The 26,190-nt window shown below is 52.6% G+C and carries 27 protein-coding genes; 12 read left to right on the top strand and 15 right to left on the bottom strand.

Going from position 1 to position 26,190, the window contains the following annotated elements; genetic code table 11:
* Positions 1 to 143 precede the first annotated feature (143 nt).
* Positions 144 to 1,799, top strand: coding sequence for a methyl-accepting chemotaxis protein (locus WCT94_RS09140; RefSeq protein ID WP_336869200.1), 1,656 nt, complete (start codon positions 144 to 146; stop codon positions 1,797 to 1,799).
* A 73-nt stretch (positions 1,800 to 1,872) separates the two neighbouring features.
* Here the strand turns inward: WCT94_RS09140 and WCT94_RS09145 are convergent, their stop codons facing one another.
* The 5 genes from WCT94_RS09145 to WCT94_RS09165 all read right to left on the bottom strand — a co-directional run bounded on the left by WCT94_RS09145 (position 1,873) and on the right by WCT94_RS09165 (position 6,351).
* Complete coding sequence (locus tag WCT94_RS09145; RefSeq protein WP_336869201.1) at positions 1,873 to 2,340, bottom strand: GNAT family N-acetyltransferase; 468 nt, start codon at positions 2,338 to 2,340, stop codon at positions 1,873 to 1,875.
* Between the two features lie 2 nt (positions 2,341 to 2,342).
* The gene (locus WCT94_RS09150) at positions 2,343 to 3,110 is read right to left on the bottom strand and encodes an FCD domain-containing protein (RefSeq protein WP_319849199.1); all 768 of its coding nucleotides are present in this window, start codon (positions 3,108 to 3,110) and stop codon (positions 2,343 to 2,345) included.
* A gap of 95 nt (positions 3,111 to 3,205) precedes the next feature.
* Positions 3,206 to 3,523 carry a PTS sugar transporter subunit IIB gene (locus WCT94_RS09155; RefSeq protein WP_180741616.1) on the bottom strand — a complete coding sequence of 106 codons (318 nt, stop codon included), beginning with the start codon at positions 3,521 to 3,523 and terminating at the stop codon, positions 3,206 to 3,208.
* A 29-nt stretch (positions 3,524 to 3,552) separates the two neighbouring features.
* The gene (locus tag WCT94_RS09160) at positions 3,553 to 4,989 is read right to left on the bottom strand and encodes a glycoside hydrolase family 1 protein (protein ID WP_336869202.1); all 1,437 of its coding nucleotides are present in this window, start codon (positions 4,987 to 4,989) and stop codon (positions 3,553 to 3,555) included.
* 24 nt (positions 4,990 to 5,013) lie between these two features.
* Positions 5,014 to 6,351, bottom strand: coding sequence for a PTS sugar transporter subunit IIC (locus tag WCT94_RS09165; protein ID WP_336869204.1), 1,338 nt, complete (start codon positions 6,349 to 6,351; stop codon positions 5,014 to 5,016).
* Positions 6,352 to 6,605: 254 nt separating this feature from the next.
* Between WCT94_RS09165 and WCT94_RS09170 the strand changes: the two genes are divergently transcribed.
* Together WCT94_RS09170 and WCT94_RS09175 are read left to right on the top strand one after the other, a co-directional pair.
* Entirely contained in the window at positions 6,606 to 6,950 is a 345-nt protein-coding gene (locus tag WCT94_RS09170; protein ID WP_336869338.1) for a PTS lactose/cellobiose transporter subunit IIA, read from the top strand.
* A 132-nt stretch (positions 6,951 to 7,082) separates the two neighbouring features.
* Complete coding sequence (locus tag WCT94_RS09175) at positions 7,083 to 8,105, top strand: LacI family DNA-binding transcriptional regulator (RefSeq protein WP_336869205.1); 1,023 nt, start codon at positions 7,083 to 7,085, stop codon at positions 8,103 to 8,105.
* A 70-nt stretch (positions 8,106 to 8,175) separates the two neighbouring features.
* Here WCT94_RS09175 and WCT94_RS09180 read toward each other — a convergent pair whose 3' ends face one another.
* The 6 genes from WCT94_RS09180 to WCT94_RS09205 form a co-directional block, all read right to left on the bottom strand.
* Positions 8,176 to 8,409: an MFS transporter gene (locus WCT94_RS09180; protein ID WP_442955485.1), complete on the bottom strand. Its 234-nt coding sequence runs from the start codon at positions 8,407 to 8,409 to the stop codon at positions 8,176 to 8,178.
* Between the two features lie 95 nt (positions 8,410 to 8,504).
* Complete coding sequence (locus WCT94_RS09185) at positions 8,505 to 9,110, bottom strand: NUDIX domain-containing protein (RefSeq protein ID WP_336869208.1); 606 nt, start codon at positions 9,108 to 9,110, stop codon at positions 8,505 to 8,507.
* Positions 9,107 to 9,373 (bottom strand): hypothetical protein, encoded by a 267-nt coding sequence (locus tag WCT94_RS09190; RefSeq protein ID WP_336869209.1) that lies wholly within the window; start codon positions 9,371 to 9,373, stop codon positions 9,107 to 9,109. Before WCT94_RS09190 ends, WCT94_RS09185 begins: the two co-directional genes overlap by 4 nt.
* Before the next feature lie 161 nt (positions 9,374 to 9,534).
* The gene (locus WCT94_RS09195; RefSeq protein WP_336869210.1) at positions 9,535 to 10,200 is read right to left on the bottom strand and encodes an HAD family hydrolase; all 666 of its coding nucleotides are present in this window, start codon (positions 10,198 to 10,200) and stop codon (positions 9,535 to 9,537) included.
* Positions 10,201 to 10,264: 64 nt separating this feature from the next.
* Positions 10,265 to 10,387: a hypothetical protein gene (locus WCT94_RS09200; RefSeq protein ID WP_336869212.1), complete on the bottom strand. Its 123-nt coding sequence runs from the start codon at positions 10,385 to 10,387 to the stop codon at positions 10,265 to 10,267.
* Between the two features lie 95 nt (positions 10,388 to 10,482).
* Entirely contained in the window at positions 10,483 to 11,076 is a 594-nt protein-coding gene (locus tag WCT94_RS09205; RefSeq protein ID WP_336869214.1) for a helix-turn-helix domain-containing protein, read from the bottom strand.
* 121 nt (positions 11,077 to 11,197) lie between these two features.
* Between WCT94_RS09205 and WCT94_RS09210 the strand changes: the two genes are divergently transcribed.
* Positions 11,198 to 12,118 (top strand): DMT family transporter, encoded by a 921-nt coding sequence (locus WCT94_RS09210; protein WP_336869216.1) that lies wholly within the window; start codon positions 11,198 to 11,200, stop codon positions 12,116 to 12,118.
* On the opposite strand, the gene lysA is transcribed toward WCT94_RS09210, so the two are convergent.
* Positions 12,115 to 13,377: a diaminopimelate decarboxylase gene (gene lysA, locus WCT94_RS09215; protein ID WP_336869217.1), complete on the bottom strand. Its 1,263-nt coding sequence runs from the start codon at positions 13,375 to 13,377 to the stop codon at positions 12,115 to 12,117. The two genes, WCT94_RS09210 and lysA, sit on opposite strands and share 4 nt — an antisense overlap.
* 150 nt (positions 13,378 to 13,527) lie before the next feature.
* Between lysA and WCT94_RS09220 the strand changes: the two genes are divergently transcribed.
* Entirely contained in the window at positions 13,528 to 14,451 is a 924-nt protein-coding gene (locus WCT94_RS09220; protein WP_336869218.1) for a LysR family transcriptional regulator, read from the top strand.
* Positions 14,452 to 14,476: 25 nt separating this feature from the next.
* Here the strand turns inward: WCT94_RS09220 and WCT94_RS09225 are convergent, their stop codons facing one another.
* Positions 14,477 to 15,397: a LysR family transcriptional regulator gene (locus WCT94_RS09225; RefSeq protein WP_336869220.1), complete on the bottom strand. Its 921-nt coding sequence runs from the start codon at positions 15,395 to 15,397 to the stop codon at positions 14,477 to 14,479.
* A gap of 107 nt (positions 15,398 to 15,504) precedes the next feature.
* Between WCT94_RS09225 and WCT94_RS09230 the strand changes: the two genes are divergently transcribed.
* From WCT94_RS09230 to pspG, 7 genes are all read left to right on the top strand, one after another.
* Positions 15,505 to 16,386 (top strand): MBL fold metallo-hydrolase, encoded by an 882-nt coding sequence (locus WCT94_RS09230; protein ID WP_336869221.1) that lies wholly within the window; start codon positions 15,505 to 15,507, stop codon positions 16,384 to 16,386.
* On the top strand, positions 16,374 to 17,030 hold the full coding sequence (locus WCT94_RS09235; RefSeq protein ID WP_336869222.1) for a DsbA family protein: 657 nt from the start codon (positions 16,374 to 16,376) through the stop codon (positions 17,028 to 17,030). Before WCT94_RS09230 ends, WCT94_RS09235 begins: the two co-directional genes overlap by 13 nt.
* Positions 17,031 to 17,277: 247 nt before the next feature.
* A complete protein-coding gene (locus WCT94_RS09240) occupies positions 17,278 to 17,982 on the top strand; it encodes a tetratricopeptide repeat protein (protein ID WP_336869224.1) in 705 nt (234 codons plus the stop codon).
* Positions 17,983 to 18,112: 130 nt separating this feature from the next.
* Positions 18,113 to 18,895, top strand: coding sequence for an ATP-grasp domain-containing protein (locus WCT94_RS09245; protein WP_336869225.1), 783 nt, complete (start codon positions 18,113 to 18,115; stop codon positions 18,893 to 18,895).
* A 566-nt stretch (positions 18,896 to 19,461) separates the two neighbouring features.
* Positions 19,462 to 20,892 carry a hypothetical protein gene (locus tag WCT94_RS09250; protein WP_336869227.1) on the top strand — a complete coding sequence of 477 codons (1,431 nt, stop codon included), beginning with the start codon at positions 19,462 to 19,464 and terminating at the stop codon, positions 20,890 to 20,892.
* A gap of 507 nt (positions 20,893 to 21,399) precedes the next feature.
* Positions 21,400 to 22,422 (top strand): tRNA dihydrouridine(20/20a) synthase DusA, encoded by a 1,023-nt coding sequence (gene dusA, locus WCT94_RS09255; protein WP_336869228.1) that lies wholly within the window; start codon positions 21,400 to 21,402, stop codon positions 22,420 to 22,422.
* Between the two features lie 183 nt (positions 22,423 to 22,605).
* Positions 22,606 to 22,878, top strand: coding sequence for an envelope stress response protein PspG (pspG, locus tag WCT94_RS09260; RefSeq protein WP_225085712.1), 273 nt, complete (start codon positions 22,606 to 22,608; stop codon positions 22,876 to 22,878).
* 440 nt (positions 22,879 to 23,318) lie between these two features.
* Here pspG and WCT94_RS09265 read toward each other — a convergent pair whose 3' ends face one another.
* Both WCT94_RS09265 and WCT94_RS09270 read right to left on the bottom strand, forming a co-directional pair.
* Positions 23,319 to 24,707: a cytochrome P450 gene (locus WCT94_RS09265; protein WP_336869229.1), complete on the bottom strand. Its 1,389-nt coding sequence runs from the start codon at positions 24,705 to 24,707 to the stop codon at positions 23,319 to 23,321.
* Positions 24,708 to 25,084: 377 nt separating this feature from the next.
* Positions 25,085 to 26,071, bottom strand: a complete 987-nt coding sequence (locus WCT94_RS09270) for a quinone oxidoreductase (protein WP_336869231.1) — start codon at positions 26,069 to 26,071, stop codon at positions 25,085 to 25,087.
* Positions 26,072 to 26,190 lie beyond the last annotated feature (119 nt).

The following is a 26,190-nucleotide window of genomic DNA, read 5'->3' on the forward strand; positions in this document are numbered from 1 at the left end:
CCCGACTTTTTATGGGTAAATGACCCTTCAAATACAGGGGCATTAGTCCACTTTTTCAGCAGAATCAATCGGAAAGTGAGGAGTAGGATCGCGGAGTCTGCATGGGGCAGACATTGAATTTAACCAGGTGTGTGTAACGAATAATGAAGAACTACAAAATAGGTACCCGACTGGCCGGCGGCTTTGGCCTGCTTATTGCGCTTTCGCTGGCTATGCTGACCAGCGGCATTTATCAACTTAACCAGGTGTCCAGCAGTACGAAACAGATGATGCAAGAACCGCTGCGCAAGGAGCGGCTGGCATCGGACTGGCATGCTACGCTCGTCGCTGGCGTCCAGCGCAGTATGGCGGTTGCCCGCAGTAATGACGACTCGCTGGTTGAGCTATTTGCCGCAGAGAATACCCGCGCCAGTAAAGAAAGCGGTAAACGACAGGAGGACTTTGCCAGCCTGATCTCTACGCCAGAAGAAAAAGCGTTATTCGATAAAGTTGGCGAATATCGTCAGTCCTACATTAAAAAGCGCGATGCGATTATCACGGAAAAAGGGGCGGGCAATTTCGATCGCGCCAGAGCGCTCTTCGACAACGAGTTCGTTCCGGCTTCCAACGGCTATTTGGCCAGCGTGGAAGCGCTGCGTGACCATCAGCGCGCCAGCATCGACCAAATGGGACAAGACATCAACACCGGCGCCAGCCGTGGCGATCTCATCCTCGCCGTCACGGGCGCGCTGAGCGCCATCATCGGCGTCCTGATCGCCTGGGTGCTCACTCGCAGCATCGTGCAACCACTCGCGCGGGCAGTCCATGCGACACAGGCCGTCGCAGCGGGCGATCTGACACACAATGTGCAGCCAGAAGGACGCGATGAAGCCGCCCAACTGCTCCACGCCCTGCAAGACATGACGGTGCGTCTGCGTACTATTGTTGGCGAAGTTCGTCAGGGTTCCGAATCCATTGCCGGCGCGTCCTCACAGCTTGCCGCAGGCAACATCGACCTATCCAGCCGCACGGAAGAACAGGCCAGCGCGCTACAGGAAACCGCGGCCTCCATTGAGCAGTTAAGTTCAACGGTCAGACAGAATGCCGATAACGCGCGTCAGGCCAACCAATTGGCACAATCGACCACGCAGCAAGCGCAGTCGGGTGGACAACTGGTGACGGAAGTGGTGGAAACGATGGGCGCGATCGATTCCTCATCGAAGAAGATCGTCGATATCATCGGCGTTATCGACAGCATCGCGTTCCAGACCAACATTCTGGCGCTGAATGCCGCCGTAGAAGCCGCGCGGGCGGGTGAACAAGGTCGCGGTTTCGCCGTGGTCGCCAGTGAAGTGCGCAGTCTGGCACAGCGCAGCGCCTCTGCCGCTAAAGAGATCAAAGAGCTGATCGACCGTTCCGTTCAAACCGTGGAAGCGGGCAACCGGCTGGTGGTACAAGCGGGCGCGTCGATACAGGATATCGTCAACGGCGTGCGTAAGGTCAGCGATTTGGTTGGCGAGATTAGCTCTGCCAGCAATGAGCAGACGATGGGCATTGAGCAGGTGAATGTTGCAGTGAACCAGATGGAAGTGACGACTCAGCAGAATGCGTCGCTGGTGAATGAAGCCTCAGCCGCCACGCAGTCTCTGCAACAGCAGGCCGCGCAGCTGGCGGAGACGGTCAGCCAGTTCCGTCTGGGCAACAGCCATCAGATCGCCCGTACGCCAGTGGCAGCGCCCACGTTAGCCCTGCAACCCGCGCTGACCGCGCCGGGTAAGAACGCAGCCACAGCCGGTGAAGGTGACTGGACATCGTTCTGATGTCCGCGATGCTTCTCGGGTCTGCTTCATTTTTCTATGCAAACTCAGAGGCAGTTTGCATAAAAAAGACCACCTACAGCGGCTGGTGATACAGCCGCACGGTTTTATCCGGGTAATCCAACCCATCGCCGATGTAACGCCAGCCGTGTTTTTCGTAATAGCCGCTAAACGTGGCGTACAGATAGAGATCGTCAAAGCCCTGACGGCGGCAGAAGTCCAGTACGTGCTGTTGCAGCGCGATGCCCAGCCCTTTGTCACGCTGGCTTTCTTCCACATACAGCGATGCCAGCCAGGGAGTCAGATCCTGTCTGCTGATTAAATCACAGCGCCAGAGCCCCACCGTTCCGACTAAGCGCTCGCCTTCCAGCGCGATAAACGTCAGCGGCAGCGCCGCAGGGTTCAGGCTATTGCGTACCACGCTGGCAAAGAAGTCACGGCTGTTCTGGCTGCCGAATGCCTGCCATATCCAGTCAATCACCTGTTCCTGATGCTGGGGGTGATCCGCCAGATAAACAATGCTTACCCCTGAACTGTTCGCCATGATTACACCAACTTCCCCTGAAAAATCGGCACAGAATCAAACAAATAGCCGTCAAACTCCGGGGCATCGGCGTCAGAGATTTCCATCAGCGTATTTTTGACATTTTCGAGGTGCTGCCACATAGCCTGATAAGAACCGGACACATCACGACGCCGCAGCGCCGCCAGAATAGCCTGATGATCCGCCAGCCATTTCAGGCGATAACCCTGCGTCCCGACGTGGGTATAAAGCTGCTGCCAGAGCGCGTTATCATCACGGCACGCCCAGATATTGCTGACAGTTTCCAGCAGCATCTGATTTTGTGTCGCACCGGCAATTTGCAGGTGGAACAGGCGATCAAAATCGCCACGGTAATCTTTTCCGGCAATCGCCGCCTGCTCTTGCTCCAGCGTCTTACGCAGGTTTTCGATATCCGCCCGCGTTGCCATACGTGCCGCAAACGCGGCGATGTTGCTTTCCAGCAGTTGACGAGCCTGTAGCATTTCAAATGCGCCGATATGGTTTTTAGCGCCGTCTGCCGCCTCGTCTTCATCAGGAATGCGCAGGACATACACCCCAGATCCCTGGCGAATATCGACCGTGCCTTCCAGTTCAAGCATCAGTAGCGCTTCGCGCACTATCGTCCGGCTAACGCCATAGGTTTCCGCAATATTTCGTTCAGGAGGAAGGCGCGATCCAACGGGGTAATCCCCTGACTGAATCTTCTGACGCAAATCACAGCCGATTTCCTGATATTGCTTCTTCTCTTGCAGAACCACATCCTTCGCCACGCTTTCACCCTACCTGCACTGTCGCCCTGAGTGTGGACCGGACGTCAGGCCCACACCGAATGTACCCAGCCGCGTACTGACGCCGCGGTGGGGCATTAGTCTACCAAACTCAGCGCCTGATCCAGTACTTTTGCACCATTTAATGTGCCGTAGGCGACAGGGTCGATCACCGCGATAGGAATCTGGTAGCTGTCCGTCAGCTTTTTATTTTCGTTGAGCTTGAAGCGCACCTGCGGCCCCAGCAAAACGGCAATAATATCGCTGCTGAACTCCTGCAATTCATCCCGCAGATTTTGTTCGGGGATGGCGTAGATTTTCAGTTCCATCCCCCGGGTTTCCGCTTCTTTCTCCATCTTGGTGACCACCAGTGAGGTCGACATGCCTGCCGAGCAAGCCAGTACGATTCTTTTCATATTCCGTTCCTCATTTTGGTTATCTGCGCCTACTTCTCTTCATCATCCAGCGTTAATTCAAGCCGACGCGTGTCGTGTAGCTGGCGAAACCAGGCGGCAGACTTTTTCGGCCGCCGCTGCCGATCCTGTTCCAGATCGATTTCGATTAATCCGTAGCGATTTTTAAACGCGTTCATCGGCGAGACGTTGTCGGTAAAGGCCCACAGCATGTAGCCGCGGCAGTTTGCGCCCTCTTCCTTCGCCTTCAGCGTCCAGTAAAGGTGCTCAGCGATAAAGGCGATGCGGTAATCGTCCTGAATCACACCCTTATCGTCTTTAAAGCGCGCTTCGTTCTCAATACCGATGCCGTTTTCCGCCACAAACCACGGCGCATTGCCGTAGTCACGCTCCATGCGTTTCGCCATGTCGTAAATAATTTTGGGATTGATCTCCCAGCCGCGCGAGGTGTTCATACGACGTCCCGGCAGCTCAAAATGCTCGTAGTAATAGGCCGGATGGAACGGCGTCTCTTTGTTCCACTCACGGCTGGGCGCTTTGACCCGGTGCGGGTAATACAGGTTGATTCCTACTTCATCGACCGTGTTATCCCGAATGATCGCCAGCTCTTCTTCCGTGTAATCCCACTTCACCTGATGCTGTGCCAGCAGCGCCACCAGCTCCGCCGGATAGTCGCCTTTTAACGCCGGATCGAGAAAAACCCGGTTATAGAACAGATCGTAAAGGTGCGCGGCTTTCACATCGTGCGCGGCACGGGATCGTGGATACGTCACTTCGGGATTGAGGATCACACCGATCGAGCCGCCATCCCGGTGATAGCCTTTCTGCCGAAAGCGCTGCACCACTTTCGCCGTCGCCAGATTCTTATGGTGATTCCACTGCATCCACGTGTGCGTGTTCTGCTCATAAGGGTAGCGTAGCGCGTCCAGATAAACGCGCGTCTGCACCACAATCGGCTCATTGAAGGTAAACCAGCGCTTCACTTTTCCGGCATAGCGGGCGAACACCGCCTCAGCGTATAGCACAAACCACTCCACCACCTGCTTGGATGACCAGCCCTGATACTTCTCCAGCAGACAGGCGGGCAGTTCATAATGTTCAAGGCAGATCATCGGTTCGATCCCCTGCCGGTGCATCTCATCCAGCAGGTTATCGATATAGGCCGCGTATTCCTCATCCACCACGCCTTTCTCATAGTCCAGCATAAAGCGTGACCAGTTGATCGACGTACGATAGTGCGTCAGCCCAGCCAGTTTCATCAGCGCCACGTCTTCCCGATAGCGATTAAAGAAATCCGTCGCTTTTGCCGGGCCGTAGCCGTTATGCCAGACCTGACGATCCTGCTGGTACCAGAGATCCAGATAGGAATCCTGCCCCGCTTTCTTGCCGCTCCACCCTTCCGTTTGCCATGCCGATGCCGCCGCGCCCAGAATAAAATCAGGTGGAATAGTCAGTGCAACCTTACTCATGCGTTACCTCTCTTCTCGCCCCTTTCAGGCTTTTTCCGCTGCGACCTGTTTTTCCGCTTCCAACTGCGCCAGCTCGGCACGACGGGACGCGACTTTGACAAACGGCAGATAGATCAGCGTTGCCACCATGATGCACACGATCTGTGTAGCGACCGCCCCCATCGAACCCGCCGTCGACAGCCAGGCGTTAATGATCGGCGGCGTTGTCCACGGCACCATCACCACCGCTTTACCCGCGAACCCCATACTGGTGGCGAAATAACCAATCGTGCCCGTCACTAACGGTGTGATAATAAAGGGAATAGCCAGAATCGGGTTGAGCATAATCGGCATACCAAAAATCACCGGCTCATTAATATTGAACACGCTGGGGCCGAAAGAAATTTTGGCGATCTCTTTCATCTCTTTGCGTTTAGACGCGATCATCACCGCCAGCAGCAGGCCAATCGTCAGGCCGGAACCACCGATACTCATATACACATCCCAAAACGGCATGGTGATAATGTTCGGTATCTCCTGCCCTTGTTCGAACGCGGTCATGTTGACAGCAATCGCCCCCAGCAGTAGCGGTTCACGAATCGGTTTAATCATCTGGTTACCGTGGATGCCGATCACCCAGAACAGCTGTGCGACAAACATCAGCACCAGTAAACCGGGCAGGCTTTGCACCACAGATTCCAGCGGCTGCTGCACGACTTTATAAACGGCGTCATACAGATACATGCCCGTCACGCGCTGAAACACAAATCCAAAGGTGGCGATAGCGACAACCGTGATGATGGAAGGAAACAGCGCAGAAAAAGAGGCCGCAACGTTGGGCGGCACGCTGTCCGGCATTTTAATCTGCAGCCGATCGACATTTTGCAGCTTGGTATACATCTCGACAGACAGGATGGCGATAAACATCCCCAGAAACAGGCTCTTCGTATCGGAGAACTGTTTCGCCAGCACGTCTTTCACCACCATCATCTGCCCGTTGACGGCCATTTCGATCGTGGTTGGCGTCACGGCAATAAAGCAGATCACCGCCAGCAGGCCGGGAAACAGCCCGCGTGAACCGTTAATCTTCCCAAGCTCGATACCAATCAGGAAGACGGCACCGATAGTCAGAAAGCTGAGCGTGGCGTAGTTAATGCCGCTCATAATCGGTTTAAGTTCAGCCAGAAACGAGAACATGGAAAAACTGGCCAGACCATTTTTCGGATCCATCACCATGTTGGAAATCAGAACGGAAAACGCCCCGACGATAATGACGGGCATCAGCGTAATAAAGGATGCCTTAATCGCCATAATATAACGCAGACTGTTAAATTTATTGGCAAAGGAGCCCAATGAATCAATCAGTTGGTCCTTAAATGACATAACACCACCTCTTTCATCATCATATTGTTATATCGCGTGTAACACGCGGGATGGCCGTTACGCGCAGGGTAAATGCAGGTACCGCGCTTTCGCGTTTGGCATACCAAAAATCAACCATAATGAATTATTTTTCTGTGACACGATTCTCACAAGACGATATTGGAATTCCAATATGATGAAAATGTGATTTTTGGCATACCATAAATGGTCAGTGGACGTAGAGCCGATTCCTGACAGCGAGAAGGAAATTGATGATGAAAGACACAGAGAACCTCCCTGCATTCGATATGGAACAAACCGTGATGGAGCTGCTGATCAACGCGGGCGAAGCCCGTTCAAACGCCATGATGGCGATTCAGGCTGCGCGTCAACGGGAATGGCAACAGGCTGACGACCTGCTCGCCGCGTCGCTCGAAGCGGCTCGTGAGGCTCACCGTGTTCAAACACGGCTGATCGGCCTGGACGAAGGGGAAGGCAAAGTGCCCGTCAATCTGATCATGGTGCATGCGCAGGATCATTTGATGACCGCGATGCTATGCCGGGATCTGGCGGAAGAAATCGTCTTATTACGCCGCGAAATAGCGACATCACAAAACTGACAAAAATCTGATTGAGAAACGAGCACCGGACGTTAAATCCAACAATATGCCTGTGGTAACATGGCATAGGGTGTTCGTAACAGGGATGGACAGGCGCTTCAGCCCGTCATCATACTCAATTAAGGTGCAGCCATGAAAACCATGCTGGAAGTGGCGAAACGTGCAGGGGTGTCTAAAGCGACCGTTTCCCGCGTGCTAAACGGCACCGGTCAGGTCAAGCAGGCAACACGGGATGCGGTATTTCAGGCAATGGACGAGCTTGGCTACCGCCCTAACTTTCTGGCTCGCTCTCTGGCTCGCCGTACGTCAAACAGCATTGGCCTCGTTATCTCTAATTTTGACGGGCCTTACTTCGGCCGTCTGCTACGCCGCGCGACGGATATCGCGGAAAGCAATGGTAAACACCTCATCGTGACCGACGGGCACGATACCCCGGAAGATGAACATCGCGCGGTACAACTTCTGTCTGACAGACAGTGTGACGCCATTATTCTCTATACCCGCTATATGTCCGAAGCGGATCTCATGACGCTGCTGAATACGCTGACCATTCCGATGATCGTGATGAATCGCGATCTGCCGCAGGCGCGAGAGCGCTGCATTTTCTTCCGCCAGCAGTTGGCCGCGTTTGAGGTGGTGAATTACCTGATCGAACAAGGTCACCGCGAGATCGCCTGCATCACCGCACCGATGCAAACGCCGACGGCACGGGCGCGGCTCGCGGGCTATCAGCAAGCCTTAGTCGACCACCACATAGAGGTTGACCCGCGTCGGGTGGCACACGGAACCAGCATGGTCGCCAGCGGCTATCAGGCTGCCAAGCAATTGCTGAATAACGGCATCAGTTTTAGCGCGCTGTTTGTCAGCAACGATCACATGGCGATTGGCGCGATGAAAGCGCTGTACGAGGCGGGGAAAAAGTTACCGCAGGATGTCTCCGTCTTCGGCTTTGACGATGAGCCCTGCGCCACCTACCTGCACCCTTCACTTTCCACCGTCTATATGCCGATTGAAGAGATGGCCGCGACGGCGATTACGCAGGTGCTGGATCTGATTGCAGGCAAAGACGTCAAACCGCTACAGCCCTTCACCGGTGAACTTAAGCTGCGCGAATCGGTACAAAAAGGGCCGTACTATTCCCGCAGCGATCGCTGATCCCGCAATTCCCGCTGATATCGACCAGCTCACCGAGCAGGTCTGACAGCCTGCGTCGCAACCGATAATATCAGCGGGAAAAAATGGCAACCGCAATCGTCACCGCAAACGAGCCGGTGAGCAGAATACGTTTTGGCGAGACCCTTTTGGAACAGTAGGTAACGATGAAGCCTGTCGCAAACATGCCAATCGCGTAGAGGCTAAAGTGCCAGCCAATCACGATTCGGGACAGCTGTAATTCATCACGCAGGAAAGGGGTGATAGAGCCCGGTACGGCCTGATGAAAGCCGCACACCACCGACAACAGATATAAATAGAACGTGTAATCGTCGCGCTTGAATTGGGGTTTAACCAGACTCTGTTCCGTTATCTCTTCATTTCCTTTATGGGAATCGGGAATTACGGTTTACAAATATTTTTAATAACCAGGTGCTGAAGCAAAATAATGGTTTTGGCATCAATAATCTGACCGTCATCAATCATTCGCAGCGCATCTTTAATCGGAATTTCCATAACCTTGATATCTTCGCCTTCTTCAGCAATACCGCCGCCTTCATGAATTCGCATCTCATGCGTAAACGGCGCAATAAAGAAGTGTAGACGCTCGGTCACAGAGCCGGGACTCATGAATATTTCGCCAATTTTGGTGACGTCATTGAGCTTATATCCGGTTTCCTCCTCCGCCTCTTTTCTGATGGCCTGTATTGGGTCACGTTCATCCAACAGGCCTGCACACGCTTCAATAAGCTCATAATGATGGCCAATCAAAAAGGCTGGCAGACGAAACTGGCTGGTGAGAATGACCGTACGCGCATCCGGGTTGTAGAGCGCAATGGTCGCACCATGACCACGGTCATAGGCTTCGCGAATCAGGCGCTGTTCCGTGCCGTTTGAACGCGTATACGTGATGTCGTATTTGGTTAGCTTTCCCCAGTCATTGGCTAATACCCAGCTGTCATTGATAACCGCCGTCGTGGCAGAGGGTGCATAAGTCGTGTTTTTCATAGGTGATTACCGTTTGCAATGAATTCAAGCTGGGACAACCAGCGGGTTCGGTTTTTTACCGCGTTTTCAGCATCAATAACAAATAGCCGGCTACCCGGTTTTCCAAGAATAATTTTGTTGTAGCTGGCATAAATCCCTTCCGCTTCTTCTGACCTGAGCCATTCCAGTGTCTGAGTGACCAGCGAAGGGTGGCGGTATCCGCCCCCCTGAATCATATCTACCGGAGGCGCATGCTGCTCCTCAGCCAGCCTTGCCGTCGGCATTCTTTCAATGTGGACACCACATCAGGCATGTGATGCACGAGAGCACGCAGATAATCAGCAAGCTCGTAGGGCTCAAACGAGCTGTAGGCTCTGAGCGTGGCCTTTGAGCCATCGCCCGTTGGGGCATGAATGATAGTGGAGGCCATGTCGGTTCCTTTACCTCACGCGCTAAGCTTGCTGAGCATGACCGTCAGCCTGTCGTCTCTGAAATCAGGGATCGCGGCTGATGCACCATACTTCAGCAACGCCGCTTCATCCAGCGCTCCCGTCATACCGAAGGTAAATACCCCCGCCGCTGCCGCAGACTGAATACCGGGGCCGGAATCCTCAAACGCTAATGCATTTTCACGCCCAACGCCCAGCAGTCGCATCGCTTCCGCGTAGGGGTAAGGATCGGGTTTACTACGCGGCAGCTCCGCACCGATAAGCAGATGATCGACGGACTCCAGTAAATGTAGCCCCTTCAACATCATGATGGCGCTTTCACGCGGCGCGTTAGTCACCACGGCGATCCCAATGTTTCTGTCCTGCGCCCACTCGAAGAGTTCAGTCACGCCCGGCCGGCCTTCCAGCGGCCCCGTAAGCTGCTTCCTGAAAAGCGCTTCTTTACGCTCCCCCAGTTCATACCGGTGCTCGGGCGGTAAATTGGGGAAAAGATCGCGCGTGATTTGATCCATCGGCGCACCCATGATTTTTTCGTTGTAATAGTCGATCGTGACGGACTGACCAAAATCGGCCAGGAGTTCATTAAACGCGGCCAGATGCAGCCGGTCTGTGTCGAGCAATGTTCCATCCAGGTCAAACAACAATCCTGCGGTAGTTTTCATTCCAATCTCTCCCAGCTAAGCAACGATTTCAGGACGGCATATCGTCCTGTATAACACGGGCGAGTCACGGTGAAAAACGGCTAATGGCTTCGGACGTGATCAGGCTGAAATCCGTCATGATGGCGCCATCTAACGCGTGTTGGCAGTTATCGCGGCACAGCGCCTGACGCTGTGCGAGTTTTGGCACGATGACAGATAACAGAGACTCGGCTTTCTTAATATTTTTGCTAAAAAATGTGTCACCGCTTACCCCGTACGAACAGTACGTACGGGGTTGCCGCTTTAGCCATGCTCAATCAACATCACCGCGCTCGTATCGGCTTCCAACGCGTCAAACAGATGCGGGACGTCGGCGGAGTAGCTGATGTAATCCCCCGCGCTTAGCTCAACAGGCTGTGAAACAGGTCCAATTCTGGCGCGACCGCTGCTCAGGATCACGTGCTCAATCGTCCCCGGCCTATGCGGTTGAGAGACTCTGGCTTCCCCCGGCTGTACGTTAAGCCGATAAATATCACGCTGCGCGCCTGCCGGACACGCGGCCAGCAGCGTCGCAGCATAGTTTGCCTGCTCCGAATAGGTTGCTGCGCCTTCGTTAGCCCGAATCACCTGCACATGCTGACGAGACTGACCAATCAGCTGGCTGACCTGCACATCAAGCGCCATCGCCAATGCCCAGAGCGTTTCCAGGCTCGGGTTGCCAATTCCGGTTTCCAACTGCGAAAGCGTTGATTTTGCCAGCCCTGCACGCTTTGCCAGTTCGGTGACTGACAGATTTAGCCGCTCACGTTCCCGCCGAATCGCAGCGGCCAATCGCGCGATGGGCGTGATTTCCTGCACGCCCTTTTCCTGATTATCAATTGTCATAGCGTTCACCATAATGATCATTCGTTCGACTTGACGAACGAATGCATTGTGTTCATTATTTTGTCCTGTTGTTCATTATAAAAAATTTTGTTCGCTATAACAGCACACACTTTGCACAAATAGGCAGGAAAAAATGATATCTCAGACGCGCGGCACGATAGAAATGGCTATCGCGATGATCATTTCTGGTACGGTTGGCTGGTTCGTTTTGACGTCAGGACAGCCCGCCATGGCGGTAGTCTTCTGGCGCTGCGCGTTCGGCGCATTGACGATGCTGATCGTCTGCGGGCTATTGGGCTTGTTGCGGCGGGGCGTCATTAACCGGAAGCAGGCTGGTATTGCCCTACTCGGCGGTCTGGCATTGGTGTTCAACTGGACGCTGCTGTTTGGCGCGTATGCACATGCGTCTATCGCTGTCGCCACCGTGGTGTATCACACGCAGCCCTTTATGTTGGTGGGGCTAGGCGCGATCTTTTTCAGGGAAACGCTGACCCTCAACAAACTCTGTTGGCTACTGTGCGCCTTTGGCGGCATCGTTCTGATCGTCAGTGCGCAAACGGGAATCGATAGCGATGATAAAGGCTATCTGTCTGGTGTGCTGATGGCATTGGGGGCCGCGTTTTTCTACGCCGTGGCAGCCGCGATAACGAAAAAGCTGTCAGGGATCCCGCCGCACGTACTCGTACTCATACAGTTGCTGGTTGGCGTCGTTGTCCTTGCCCCCTTCGCGGCAATACCTGTATCGCCTACGGCTTCACAGTGGGGAATGCTTGTGGCGATTGGTGTGATCCATACCGGGCTGATGTCGACGCTGTTATACAGCGCGATCCAGAAAATCCCGACCGCGCTAGTTGGGGCACTCTCGTTTATCTATCCCGTTATCGCGGCACTGGTTGACTGGGCCGCGTTTGGGCACCGGCTGGATACCATGCAGCTTGCTGGCACTATCGCGATTTTGCTGTCCGCCGCCGGCATGACGTTCGGCTGGCGCATCACATTCAGGGGAAAGGCGCAGGCCGCCTCGCCCCAGACACAGCCAAATCAGGGTGATTAAAGCGCTTCCAGCGCCAGTAGCTCGTCCAGCGTCTGACGGCGGCGAATCAGGCGCGGCTCGCCGTTTTCAAACAGCACTTCCGGCAACAGCGGACGGCTGTTGTAGTTAGAGGACATAGATGCACCGTAGGCGCCTGTGTCGTGGAAGACCAGATAGTCGCCAACCTGAGCATCCGGCAGCGCGAACGTTTCCACGCCGCCGCCCGCCTGCTGGGTAAACACATCGCCGGATTCACACAGCGGCCCGGCAATCACGCTATCGCGCAAGGTGGACTGGCTGATATCGCGGCCGTCGCCCGACAGCAGAGAAACATGGTGATAGCTGCCGTACATCGCCGGACGCATCAGATCGTTAAACCCGGCATCCACCAGCACAAAGTGGCGGCTCCCCATGGATTTGACCGCCCGCACTTCCGCGACCAACACGCCGGACTCCGCGACCAGAAAACGTCCTGGCTCGATTTCCAGCGTCACCGGATGGCCAAGATGCGCGGCAATTTTCTCACGCGCCGCATTCCACAGCCCGTAATAGTGTTCGGTATCAATCGCTTCTTCGCCGTGGCGATAGGGAATCGACAGCCCGCCGCCCGCGGAAATCGCCTCGATATCCTGACCCAGTTCAACGACCTGACTCACCATCGCCTCGCACACCTGCTCCAGATGACCGTAATCAACGCCGGAACCGATATGCATGTGGATGCCCACCAGCTTCAGCTGATAGCGCTGAATGTGTGCCAGCGCCAGCGGCAAATCGCCGTACCAGATGCCATGCTTGCTGTTCTCGCCGCCGGTATTGGTTTTCTGGCTGTGACCATGACCAAAGCCCGGATTCACGCGCAGCCACACCGGATGCCCCGGCGACTGCTGACCCAACTGTTCCAGCATATCGACCGAACCGGCGTTCACCGGAATATTCAGTTCAGCAACGCGCTGTAGCGTCGGACGATCCAACAGATCGGCAGTAAACACGATCTCATGTGCATCAGTGCCCGGCACAAAGCCTGCAATCAACGCACGCTCGATCTCACCCAGCGATACCGAATCGACTTTTACACCCTGCTCACGCATCAGACGCAAAATGTGCGTGTTGGAACACGCCTTCTGCGCAAAGCGGATCGTGTCGAACTGGCGCAGTTGGGCGATACGGTTAACGATAGTTTGCGCGTCATAGGCCCAAACCGGACAACCAAAGCGGGCAGGCAGTTCACGCAGGCTTTGCGCGTTCAGCGCATGTGTTACGTCATTCAAATCGTGGGGCATAATAGTTACCGATTTACAGGGTTAAACGTGGTTGAGAGACACTATAGAAATACCCCAATGGGTAAACAAATATCGTTTTAAGCAGACTCTATTCATTTCTGATATGGTTTATAAAAATGATGGTTTATAAAAATAAAGGAAGGAGGCGACATGGCGGCAGTATCCTTACGACACATTGAGATTTTCCATGCGGTCATGACGACCGGGAACCTGACGGAAGCAGCGGCTCTGCTGAATACCTCGCAGCCGACCGTCAGCCGCGAGCTGGCACGCTTTGAAAAACTGATTCAGATGACGCTGTTCGAGCGACTGCGCGGCAGGCTTTACCCCACTGCGCAGGGGCTACAGCTGTTTGAAGAAGTGCAGCGTTCTTATTATGGATTGGATCGGATTATCAACGCCGCCAGCGATATTCGCCGTTTTCAGCAGGCGCAGCTTTCCGTTGCCTGTCTGCCTGTGTTCTCGCAGTCGCTACTGCCAGACGTCTGTAAGCCTCTGCTAGCGCGCTACCCACGGCTTAATCTGCACATCATTCCACAGGAATCACCGCTGCTGGAAGAGTGGCTGTCCGCCCAGCGCCACGATTTAGGCTTAACGGAAAACAGCCTCACGCCAGCCGGTACAGAGCGGCAAACGCTAATGCTACTCAATGAAGTCTGCGTGCTGCCTGCCGGACATCCGCTGGCGCAAAAAGCGGTGCTCACGCCGCCGGATTTTGCCGATGAACCCTTTATCAGCCTGTCGAGCGCCGACAGCTATCGCCAACTGCTGGACAAGCTGTTTCAGGAACAGGGCGTGTCGCGCCGGATGGTGTTGGAAACGCACAGCGCGGCATCGGTGTGTGCAATGGTGCGGGCAGGCGTCGGGCTGTCCATCGTCAACCCGCTCACCGCATTGGATTATGCCGCCTCCGGCGTGGTCGTGCGGCCTTTCAGCATCGACGTGCCCTTTACGGTCAGCCTGATTCGTCCGCTGCACCGCCCTGCATCGGCGCTGGTCGACACCGTGATTGAGCAACTCAGACAGTACGCTGCCGGCGTGCCTTCACGTCTGGAACAGGTCCTGCGGCGCTAGCGTATCGTCTGGGTCGTTCGCCCCATCACTGCGCCGATGGCTGTGCCAGCGCCCGCCAGCGCGGATCGTGAGCAAACCAGTCCACCAGAAAATCCAGCAGAGTGCGCAGCGCGGCAGGCATCTGGCGGCGCGAGGTGTAAATGCCATAAATCCCCATCGCCTGCGGACGGTATTCCGGCAATAGCGCCACCAGTTGTCCGCTGGCGAGATAAGGTGTCACAGAATAGCGCGGTTGCAGCGCAATCCCCGCCCCTTCCAGCGCACCTGCCAGTAGTACCAGTGATTCATTGCCGCTCAGGTTACCGCTAACCGGAATCGTAAATTTTTCATCGCCGCGAGAAAAATGCCACAGGCTTTTGCCGAAATAGGTATACGTCAGGCAGTTGTGAATCGAGAGATCGGTCAGTTGTCGCGGAATACCGTGCTCATTCAGGTAAGAAGGCGATGCACACAGCACCGACTCACAGCGTGCCAGCGGTCGGGCAATCAGATTGGGATCCAGTTCGTTGGTAATGCGCAGCGCCAGATCGATGCGCTCCTCGACCAGATTCACCGCGCGGTTATTCATTTGCAGATCGATAGCGACCCGAGGATGGTGCCGCAGGAACGTCGTGATCGCCATGCCGAGCGCCCCCTGCGCCAGCGACTGCGAGCAGCTCAGGCGCAGCAAACCGCTTAACGTGGCATCGTCGGTCTCGGCCTCGACGCGCATATCCGCCGTCAGCGCCAGCATCTCCCGACAGCGCGCCAGCGTTTTTTCCCCGGCATCCGTCAGGCTCAGCTTGCGCGTCGTACGGTGCAATAACCGCGCACCCGCCCACGCTTCCATCTCCGCCAGATAGCGCGTCACCATCGCCCGGGACATGTCCAGCGTCTCTGCCGCCGCGATCATGCTACCGCGGTCTATAATAGCCACAAACACTTCTGCTGCCGTAATGCGATCCATAGATTAGTCCGTTATATGCAACAAACAATTGCCAGTTTTGCGGTTTTTCGTACGATTAATGCAACATAACATGAACCCACTTTCTGTCATACCTGTGGAGTATCACCATGTCTAAATCTATCGCTTTTACCGTATCTTTACTCGCTGCATCGCTGGGTCTGGCTTCTGCTGCTAACGCCGCAGAGTTAAAAATCGATGTGTTTAATCCAGGTGAAGCCAGCGTATTCCCGGTTTCTTCCGAAATTATCAGCGGCGATAAAGAAGTTGCCCTGATCGATGCGCAGTTCCAGCGTAACGATGCTCAGACGCTGGTTGATCGCATCAAAGCCACCGGAAAAAAACTGACTACCGTTTATATCAGCCATTCCGACCCTGACTATTACTTCGGTCTGGACGTGATCAAAGCCGCGTTCCCGGATGCGAAAATCATTGCTACTCAGGCCACTATCGATGCAATCAACGCCAGCAAAGACGGCAAAGTGGCGCATTGGGGCCCCGTTCTGAAAGACAATGCGCCGAAAGAGATCGTGGTTCCTCAACCGCTCGAAGGCGATAGCTTTACCGTTGACGGCAAAAAACTGGAAGTAAAAGGACTGAAAGGGCCAACGCCGGATCGTACCTTCGTCTGGATCCCGTCGCTGAAAGCCGTTGTCGGTGGTATTCCGGTGTCTGCCAACATCCACGTCTGGCTTGCCGATACCCAAACGCCAGAATCTCGCGTTCACTGGCGTGAAACGCTGAAATCCATTGAAGCGCTGAAGCCGACCACCGTCGTGCCGGGTCACTTTATCGCACCAACCGATTACACCTTGAAAAATGTGACGTTCACGCTGCAATATCTGGATACCGTGGAAAAAGAGCTGGCAAAAACCAAAAACTCTGCCGAGCTGATCGCCGCAATGAAAAAACACTATCCAACGCTGAAAGAAGAATCGGGTCTTGAACTGAGCGCCCAGGTTCTGAAAGGTGAAATGAAGTGGCCACAGTAAGACTGCATTACATTTACGATCCACTGTGCGGCTGGTGCTACGGCGCCGCCCCACTCGCGCTGGCTGCGCAGGAGATTGAGGGGCTGGATCTGATCCTCCACGGCGGCGGTATGATGACGGGTAGCAATAGCCGCACCATCACCCCCGAGTGGCACGATTATGTGATTCCTCACGATCGCCGCATCGCGCAAATGACCGGGCAGACCTTCGGGGAAAACTATTACGAAGGGTTGCTGCGTGACACCAGCGTCATACTGGATTCCGCGCCGCCGACGGCTGCCGTACTCGCTGCGGAAGCGATAGCTGACAAAGGCATGGAGATGTTGTACCAGATTGAGCAGGCGCACTACGTTTCCGGGCTCAAGATCGTCGACGCCGCCGTGCTGCGTCAGTGTGCGGAAGAAATCGGCCTGGATGGCGACGCTTTCTGCACAGAATTCGCCTTTATTCAGGCAGAAGCGCTGTCAAAACACATCAGCGCCAGCCGGGAATTACTGGCGAAAGTACGCGGGCAAGGCTTCCCCACGTTCGCACTGGAAGATGCCAACGGGAATTTCCAGCAAATTCCCGCAGCAAACTACCTCGGTCAGGTAGATGCATGGCGCAAGGTGCTGACACAGATGGTCAACCACGCCACCGCATAACGTTCTCATCACTCTTCCCAAGGGAGCAAGCCACGGCCTGCTCCTTTTTCTTTTTTGTTCTTAATACCGCCCTATATCATTTTAAATGAGCGGGTTATCCCGCTAAAATGTCCCTCATGGTCAATTAACTCACTACTGCGTACGCGCTTTACCGATATCGCAAAATATGGCTAGGTTACTCACGAGCCGTTATTGTTATTCGTTGCGCCTTATCGGCGCTTTTTTATTAAAATGTGAAGGATTACACATGAAATTCATCTCGTTATTTTTAGCCACTGTACTCTCACTTTCCCTGTCCACGGCATACGCCGCAGCCGATGATTTTGAGAATAAATCTCTCACAGAAATACAGCAGCTCGCAAATCAGGGTAATGCTGACGCACAATTGGAACTGGGCGATCGGTACTATGATGGAAATGGGGTGGAGGAAAATGATGAGCAGGCAAAAGCCTGGTACATGAAAGCAGCGGAGCAAGGCAACGCCGATGCGCAATATGAAATTGGTGCTATGTATTTTGACGAACAAGAATCAGCGAAAGCGATCCCGTGGTTTAAAAAAGCCGCCGCACAAGGTAATGCTGACGCACAATTCCAACTCGCTATCATGTATATCAAGGGATTTGGCACTGCACCAAACTACGGAACTGCATTTAAATACGCGAAAGACGCTGCGGAGAACAATCTGCAAAGCGCACAACTTGCCTTATCAGGGCTATACATCGATGGGGTTGGGGTTAATAAGGACTATGCACAGGCTTATTTTTGGTTCTCCATATTTAATAGAGGTGAAAAAAATAACGTATTACTCGAAAACCCAGAAATAAAAAAATTAATTCAGACAATTGAGAAAAAAGCGCAGCAAATTGAAAAAAATATGTCGCAAAGCGACCTACTGGAGTCAAAACGCCTACAAGACGAGTTTATTAGTAAACATAACAACAACATTCAGTAACGCACGACATTATTAACCGTAAGCCTGCTGACGAGGTCGCTTAAGCGACCTTGATTATAATCAGCCGATCAGATGTGTGATAAGTTATTTTAAATTTCAATGTCATCCTTTCCTCGTTGAGATAATTTAAATGAATATAATTTACCCTAGTGACTACTTTGATAGTTCAAAAGTGGATGAGATTTTTGAGGCGGAATATCATTCAGCTAAAGAACGTGGCTTATCGTGTCTGTTATTATCCACGCAGCATGTATCCAATGGAAAATACACGTTTTCAAAGGACCTTGAATCGAATTCCCCAGTAATTTGGCGAGGCTGGATGCTCAAATCGGATGAATATAAGAGCCTGAGCGATGCGGTGACTCGGATTGGCGGTAATATGCTCGTACCCTTAGAAGATTACCTCTCAAGCCATCATATTACGGGGTGGTATAAATCATGCGAAAAATATACACCAGAGACCACTTTCTTAAAAGAAAATGATGACTTCGATCAGGTTATTAACCAGCTAAAATGGCCCAGCTATTTTGTTAAAGACTATGTTAAATCGCTAACCACATCCAGAGGCTCTATCGCTGAAAATGCTGAAGAGATCCACGAAATAATAGCCGCCATTAAGCAATTTCGTGGTGAAATTGAAGGTGGCATTAGTCTGAGAAAAGTTGAAGACATTATAAAAAGCAGTGAAAGACGCTATTTTTCCTTTAGAAATAACGTGTACTCTTCTGACAGCATGGTTCCTGATCTTGTTGCTGAAATAGCGCAGCATATCAGCTCACCTTTTTTCTCGATTGATATGGCTGAAAACACCGCTGGTGAACTTCGCCTGATAGAAATTGGCGATGGGCAAGTCTCTGATATCAAAGAATGGAACGTCGACAAGTTTCTTCAAATGTTTCTTAATATGCATTAACCTAATCCTGAGCTAATATCTTTATGGCTCAGGGTCGTACTTCATATGATGGTTTTTTTGTATAAGAAGCAATTCTTGCTAAAATCAGTCTAAATTAATCTAGGAGGGCAGGTCAAGGTGGCGGGTAACGGATTCCGCATCTCTTGGCCCTAAGCTGCCTATAATCTCCCCCCCCTAGATTTCTGGTGAAATTGTTCTGAGTTGTCTGGGATAAGGTAATTTCTTATCGCTCGTTGCTTTTATCAGAGGATGGCTGTGCATCATTGTTTTCTTCTTGTTGTATTCTTCGAGCTTGGGTACTGTGAGTTGCTTAAGGCCTCATATTATGGTTAAAAGTATTTATTTACTCGGAAGTGTTCAATGAATAGAGTAAATGGCCAATTGAGTCAGAAGGGTCAAACCTTCCTTACGCAATTTCTCGATTGTGAATTATTGAATCGCTTCGCCGCACATTGAGTGCTGCAATTATCATTCATAATGAACTCCAGAGAGAGCACGCAGGCTATAATTCAAATAACGTTAAAAAACCTCCGTTTAAATATCACATAAAATATCGGGATATAAATATGCAAAATATAATTCTTATCATTGCTGTAAGTGCGTTTTCGGCACTTTATGTGTTGTTATTTTCGTCAATAATTTATTTTTGTATAGTACATATTAAAGGAACACTATCCTATTTCCTGAAAACAGCCATTATTGGCTTGATGACTACGCCTGTTGCCATCCTCCTGTTGTGTCTTATGGTGCTTTATCTTTTAAAAAGATTGTGGTCAAGGATCATTATTCCCGGATGGCACTTTGTCTTGCCGCCAGCATCAAACGCGAATACGCCTGATCGAATGACGTCAGAAAGCCCCCCCGATACAATGATCCATCTAATACACGGTACATTTGAGAAAAACGCCCCCTGGACTCAAGAGGGTTCGGCAATGAGGGAAAAACTCAGAACGCTTGGCCCTGATATTGGCGTTACGAATTTCACATGGAGTAGCGATAATTCAGCATCAACGAGGACACAAGCGGCAATCGACCTCGCCCGAAAACTGGCTGATTCTCCGGCAAAACATAACTATATCATTGCACACAGCCACGGCGGCGCAATAGTCAGGGAAATGTCCTACATGCACAAAGACATTGCACATAAAATTAGCGGTGCATGCTTGCTTTCTCCCCCTTTTATCTACCGCGCTCATATCGAGCGCACATCTGGTAAGCTTATCAAACTTTTCAACATCAGCGGCACAATTTCAGCTCAGCTGTTACTGGCGTTAATTTTAGTACCTCTAGGTATTTACGATGTAACGTATGCGATTGCGTTGGCAGCCTCTTCATTTTTCCTCGAGTTAGTCATTGCACCAAAATGGCAGCGTGCGGTCACACGGGAAATCGAGAATGAAAAAAAAGACGATAATATCAATCTAAGTAATGTAAAGATTTATCAGGCAATTGGGGATGAAGCTGACTCAGGTTTGCGTTTTATAAGCTCCTTCCACGAAGGGTGCTTTGGATTAATCTCACAGCTTAAAATGGCCAGTTCCTCGGCCGAGAAGCTTTTATTGTGGTCAACGACACTAAGCTATCTATTTTACACCTTGGCTGCTTTGATTATTTATTTCTTCTTTCCTGACGATAATGATTGGCTCTGGGTATGCTTAGGAGGGCTGATAACTGTAGTAATCGTCCACATCTGTCAACACTTCTGGCCTTCTAAAGATATACCTCATGTGCTTATAATAGCAGCCCTACCCGTTGCGGTCTTCTCCTTCTGGTTGTCCGTTGCTAAAGCACTGGCTTATGGGGATTTGAGGCTGATTTTCTGCCCAGAGGTTTTTGTTTCATCGTCAGAAACACCTTCTGGGAAACATACTGTGGAGAAATTTACGCCGCAGCGTGATGGAATGCTGATCCACTCAACGCATTCAAATGAGAAAGCTATTGATAACGTAGTAAAGTGGTTGAGGGAATCCGAGGAAAATAGAAAAGAGCTATCTTAAGTATTCCCCAATAATATTCATAACATACCAACGTCACCGGCAAGGCCTGACAGTTTTGCCGGTCATCTAAGCTTACTAAGACGGAATTAAATTTCCGGTTTCAACTGAAATTGAGCCAGTTTGCTCTGGCCCGCTCCCCCATTGATTAACTCACAGCATTGTGAGTAATATCCTTACCAGCTGTTATATCTATTGCAAACTTCCGCTCCTAGCCCATACATAGCTGCCTGATTGCATGTATATGTGCTGCTCAGTTCTCGTTGAATACCTTCAAATTTAATCGTATTTGAACACAGGATCAAATCTGAGCTACGACACGTAATACGCCGCTAGCAGTGCCATGATCCATATTGTTGATCTCAGGCTATCGTGAACAGGGGACGAGTGTTCCCTAACCCAGGGTAAGATAACTATCCGTCACGACCCGCTCCCTATGCTATAGTCGCGCCAGCAAAGGTAACCTCAGACAACACCGCCAGACACACACGAAACGATAACTGACAAATCATGACCGACGTAAAATCAGGTACACATAACACGGTATCCACCGACTCTCGCGCTTCTCGCCTTAACCGCTTCTCCATCGCGCCGATGCTCGACTGGACCGATCGCCATTGTCGTTATTTTCTTCGCCAGTTGACTGGCCAGACGCTGCTGTATACCGAAATGGTGACGGCCGGCGCGATTCTTCATGGTAAAGGCGACTATCTGGCCTACAGCGAAGAAGAACATCCGCTGGCGCTACAGCTCGGCGGGAGCGATCCGCAAGCGCTGGCGCAGTGTGCCAAACTGGCTGAGCAGCGCGGCTATGATGAAGTTAACCTGAACGTCGGCTGTCCGTCCGATCGCGTACAGAATGGCCGTTTCGGCGCCTGCCTGATGGGCGAAGCGGCACTGGTGGCAGACTGTATCAAGGCGATGAAAGACAGCACATCAATTCCGATTACGGTGAAAACCCGCATCGGCATTGACGATCAAGACAGCTATGAATTCCTATGCGACTTTATTCAAACTGTCGCCGAACGCGGCGAGTGCGAGACGTTTATCGTCCACGCGCGCAAAGCCTGGCTATCAGGTCTTAGCCCGAAAGAGAATCGGGAAATTCCGCCGCTGGACTATCCGCGCGTTTATCAGCTCAAGCGCGATTTCCCCGCGCTCACCATCGCCATCAACGGTGGCGTCAAAACGCTGGAAGAAGCCAAAACGCACTTACAGCATCTGGACGGCGTGATGATGGGGCGTGAGGCCTATCAGAATCCCGGTATTCTGGCGCAGGTCGACCGCGAGCTGTTTGGCATCGACGCTGCCACGCCGGATCTGGCTGGCGTCGTACGAACCATGTACCCCTATATCGAGCGCGAACTCTCCGGCGGCGCGGCATTAGGCCACATCACGCGCCACATGCTCGGCATGTTTCAGGGCATCCCCGGCGCGCGCCAGTGGCGGCGCTACCTGAGTGAAAACGCCCACAAGCCTGGTGCCGATGCGGCGGTGGTAGAACGTGCATTAGCGCTGGTTAATCTGGTTTAAAAAACACTAATAGTTAGTCTTTTTCATCACCCCTCCTTCACTCTTTCTCCTGACGTCGCTGGTAAATCAACTACTTACCAGCGGCACATCTTGGCACGATTCTTGTTATAGCTTATGTAGCACGCAGAGCCACTTTTTCTCTTCCCTGCGTAAGATGCGGTTTAACAGCTACAGGAGCGCACCATGTTGGAAATTTTCTTCGTTATTGGCTTTTTTATCATGCTGATGTTGACGGGCGTGTCACTGCTGGGCGTGATTGCGGCGCTGTTTGTGGCGTCCCTTTTTATGCTGATTGGCGGGCTGTTTAGCATGGCGATAAAGGTGCTGCCGTGGCTGATTTTAGCCGTCGTGGCGGTATGGCTGTGGCGCAAATTTAGCGGGCGTCCCGTCTACAATTCGCACCGTTATACCTATCGAAAATACACTTATCGCCAACGCAACGGGAATGAGTGGTAATGCCAGACAGGGAAAAATCTGAATTACGCGCAAAAATGACGGGCAAGGCCGTATTTAATACCAACTTGTTTGAATACTGCATGTTTTAATACGACCAGCTTTAGTACAAAAGTGTGCGCCAACAGATATTTTTTCCCGGATGTGGCTGCTAGGATGACGCCACTGTTTGGCACTCGATTGTCGTTTACAGAGTGAACAAACCAGGTAAATAAAACAGGGTGGCAAAAAGCCACACGATTTCATCGTCGTCAGGGAAATAATAGCCGCACAGCGGCACCTTCGTGACGATCACCACGCTGTACCCTACATACAGTCTGATGAAATTAGCGTAATAGCCAAGGCCTTTCAGGCAATAATACCGACTCTTCGCGAGTCGGTATTATTGTCAGGTTCTGTCGCTCAGCCCCTGTCACCAACCGCCCGCCTCCCCTCACACCTCGCTATTGCAACAACTCGCGCTTGTGCAGCTTCACACGAAAGCCCGATGGCGTTACCGTAAAAGCAAAACTCTCCGTAACGGCCGATGCAGGCTGCTGCGCTTCTACGCGAAACCCGCTACACAATGCATGAAACCCCAGTTTCACTTCCATTAATGCCAGCGAGCGCCCGGGGCACATACGCGGCCCGCCGCCAAAGGGCTGAAGATCGGAAAAAGCCGCCTTTCCGCGCTCAAGCCATCGCTCAGGCACGAAATCATAGGGCTGCTGAAATAACGCATCATCAAACCCGCTCGCATTCAGCATCAGCAGCAGAGGCGTCCCCTTTTTGATCAGGAAATCATCAATAACCGTGTTCTTCGTTGGCTCAAGATACAGCAGGGGGGCAACGGGCTTGAGCCGCATCGATTCATACATTGCTGCCGTAAGCCAGGGCATACGCGGAAGCGGCCACGGAAGGATCCCGCCAGCCCCATCAGCCGCCTCTTTGCACTCCTGAAACACGCTCTCCTCTACCGAAGGTGCCGAGCAAAGCAGGAAACTCATCCAGGCAAGCGTATTCGCCGTCGTGTCTTCCCCGGCGATAAGAAGCGTAATCGCATTCGCCACAATGTCGTCGTCTTTCAGCATCTCGTCTTTTTTCTGCTCAGCAAGCATCACCTGTAGCATATTCTCTGGTGCTTCCATTAGCTGCGGGTTTAGCTGGATGCGTTTGCGCTGGCGATAAATAAATCCATCAACGTACTCGCGAATCTGGCTCAAACTTGCATCGAACTGCTTATCTCGCTCCCGCTTGATGTATCGCCATAGGGGAATCGGAGAATCACAGCGTTCGTTAATCACGGGAAACAGACGGCGTAAACTTTGCGAGAGCGGGTTATCCCCCTGTTCAAGGGTATTCACGTCTTCACCGAAAGCCAGCAATGACGTGATATCAACCGTATAGCGCTTGAATTCCTCCACCAGCGCGACGGTCTCCCCAGTTTCAGCCAACATCGTGAAACGGTCAGATAGCCGGGAGGTCACCTTCCTGAGGCTGGGATAGAAATACTTCAGATGGGCAGGCTGAAACATCGGTTCTGTCAGCCTGCGCTGGTTCTCCCACCGTGTCCCTTCCGATGAGAAAACCCCGTTCAACCCGGCTTCCTGAAAAACAGATTCAATGCTGCTGATGCGCCGGAACTCGTCGGGGCGAGATTTCATGATGGTGCGAATCCACTCAGCGTCAGCAATCACGATCGCTGGCGTCAGCCCCAACCTTAAGCGATAAAAACGGCCATATTGCGCTTTCCACCGCAGCATCTGTAAGTGGATGTCACTTCGTTTTAAGTAGTCAACATGCCCGAGAAGGCCTCGGGTCGGGGGCATGGGCAGACGTTTGATGGATCTCATACTCACATCCTTCTGTCGTGTGTTCAAAGTCAGGCGAGAAATCGCCTGCGAAAACAACCATCGAGATAGCGAAGAGGTAAAGAGAGAGCCATTTTTTGAAAAAATACCGTTGAATTTATGCTCACTGCCGCACGCGATACGAGCGAGCGGCGCGGCTTATTGGAATAGCCATGATGTACGGCGCAGACAACGCATCAGACACAGCATTTGAATGGCTGCCTGAGTCTATATTTTCGTCAAATCCTACAGAGGGGTGTTTAAGAAACAAACAGTCCGTTTTGGTTTTTTTGTTAAGAAGTAATACCGTGACAGCCCTTTTCCCGCAGTAGGGAAAGCGGCGAGGTTATCGCTAGACGTGCGATAACCTCATTGCGGGATTAGCCCGGAATCAGCAGGCATGAGCCTTGCGTACCGCGACTTTCCAGCGCCCGATGTGCCGCTTGCGCATCCGACAGCGCGAATTGCTGGCTCTGCGGCACGTCCACCGTAATCGCTCCGCTGGCGATCAGTGAAAAGAGCGCATTGCTGGCCTGCTCCAGTTCAGCACGGTTGGTGACGTAACCAAACAGCGACGGACGGGTGACGTACAGCGAGCCTTTCTGGTTCAGAATCCCCAGATTGACGCCAGTGACGGGCCCGGACGCATTGCCGAAGCTAACCATCAATCCACGGCGGCGCAGGCTATCGAGCGAGGCTTCCCAGGTATCTTTCCCGACCGAGTCATACACGACGTTGACCTTCTGCCCATCGGTCAGTTCCGCGACGCGCTGTGCAATATTCTCAGTACGGTAATTAATGGTTGCCCAGGCACCCGCTTGTGTCGCGCGCTCCGCTTTCTCATCGGAGCCTACCGTCCCAATCAGCTTCGCCCCCAGCGCCTTAGCCCACTGGCAGGCGATCAACCCAACCCCACCCGCCGCGGCATGGAACAGAAAGACCTCATTTGGCTTGATTTCATACGTCTGACGCAGCAGGTAATAAACCGTCAGCCCTTTCAGGAAAGAGGCCGCCGCCTGTTCAAAGCTGATGGCATCCGGCAGCAGCGCAACCTTCTCCGCCACCACGTTATGCACGTCGCTATACGCCCCCAGCCCGGACTGCGCATACACGACGCGATCGCCCACTTTCAGCACGCTAACACCCGCGCCGACTTTGGTTACGACACCCGCCGCTTCGGTTCCCAGCCCGGAAGGCAAATCAGGCACCGGATACAGGCCGCTGCGAATATAGGTATCGATAAAATTAATGCCGATGGCGCGGTTCTCAACCTGCACCTCTCCCGCAGCGGGGTCAGCCGGTGTGAAATCCACATATTGCAGAACCTCTGGGCCACCATAAGCTCGGAACTGAACGCGTTTTGCCATGTTATCTCCTTAATCGTGACAGGTTCATCGTTTCACCATTATAGGTATCCGATTGTGTTATTTCGGACGTGTGGCATATACAATGCCCCCTAATCCAATGGTAAATCAACCGGTAAAGA

The organism is Pectobacterium sp. 1950-15 (assembly GCF_037136835.1).
In the GTDB taxonomy this organism is placed as follows: Bacteria; Pseudomonadota; Gammaproteobacteria; order Enterobacterales; family Enterobacteriaceae; genus Pectobacterium.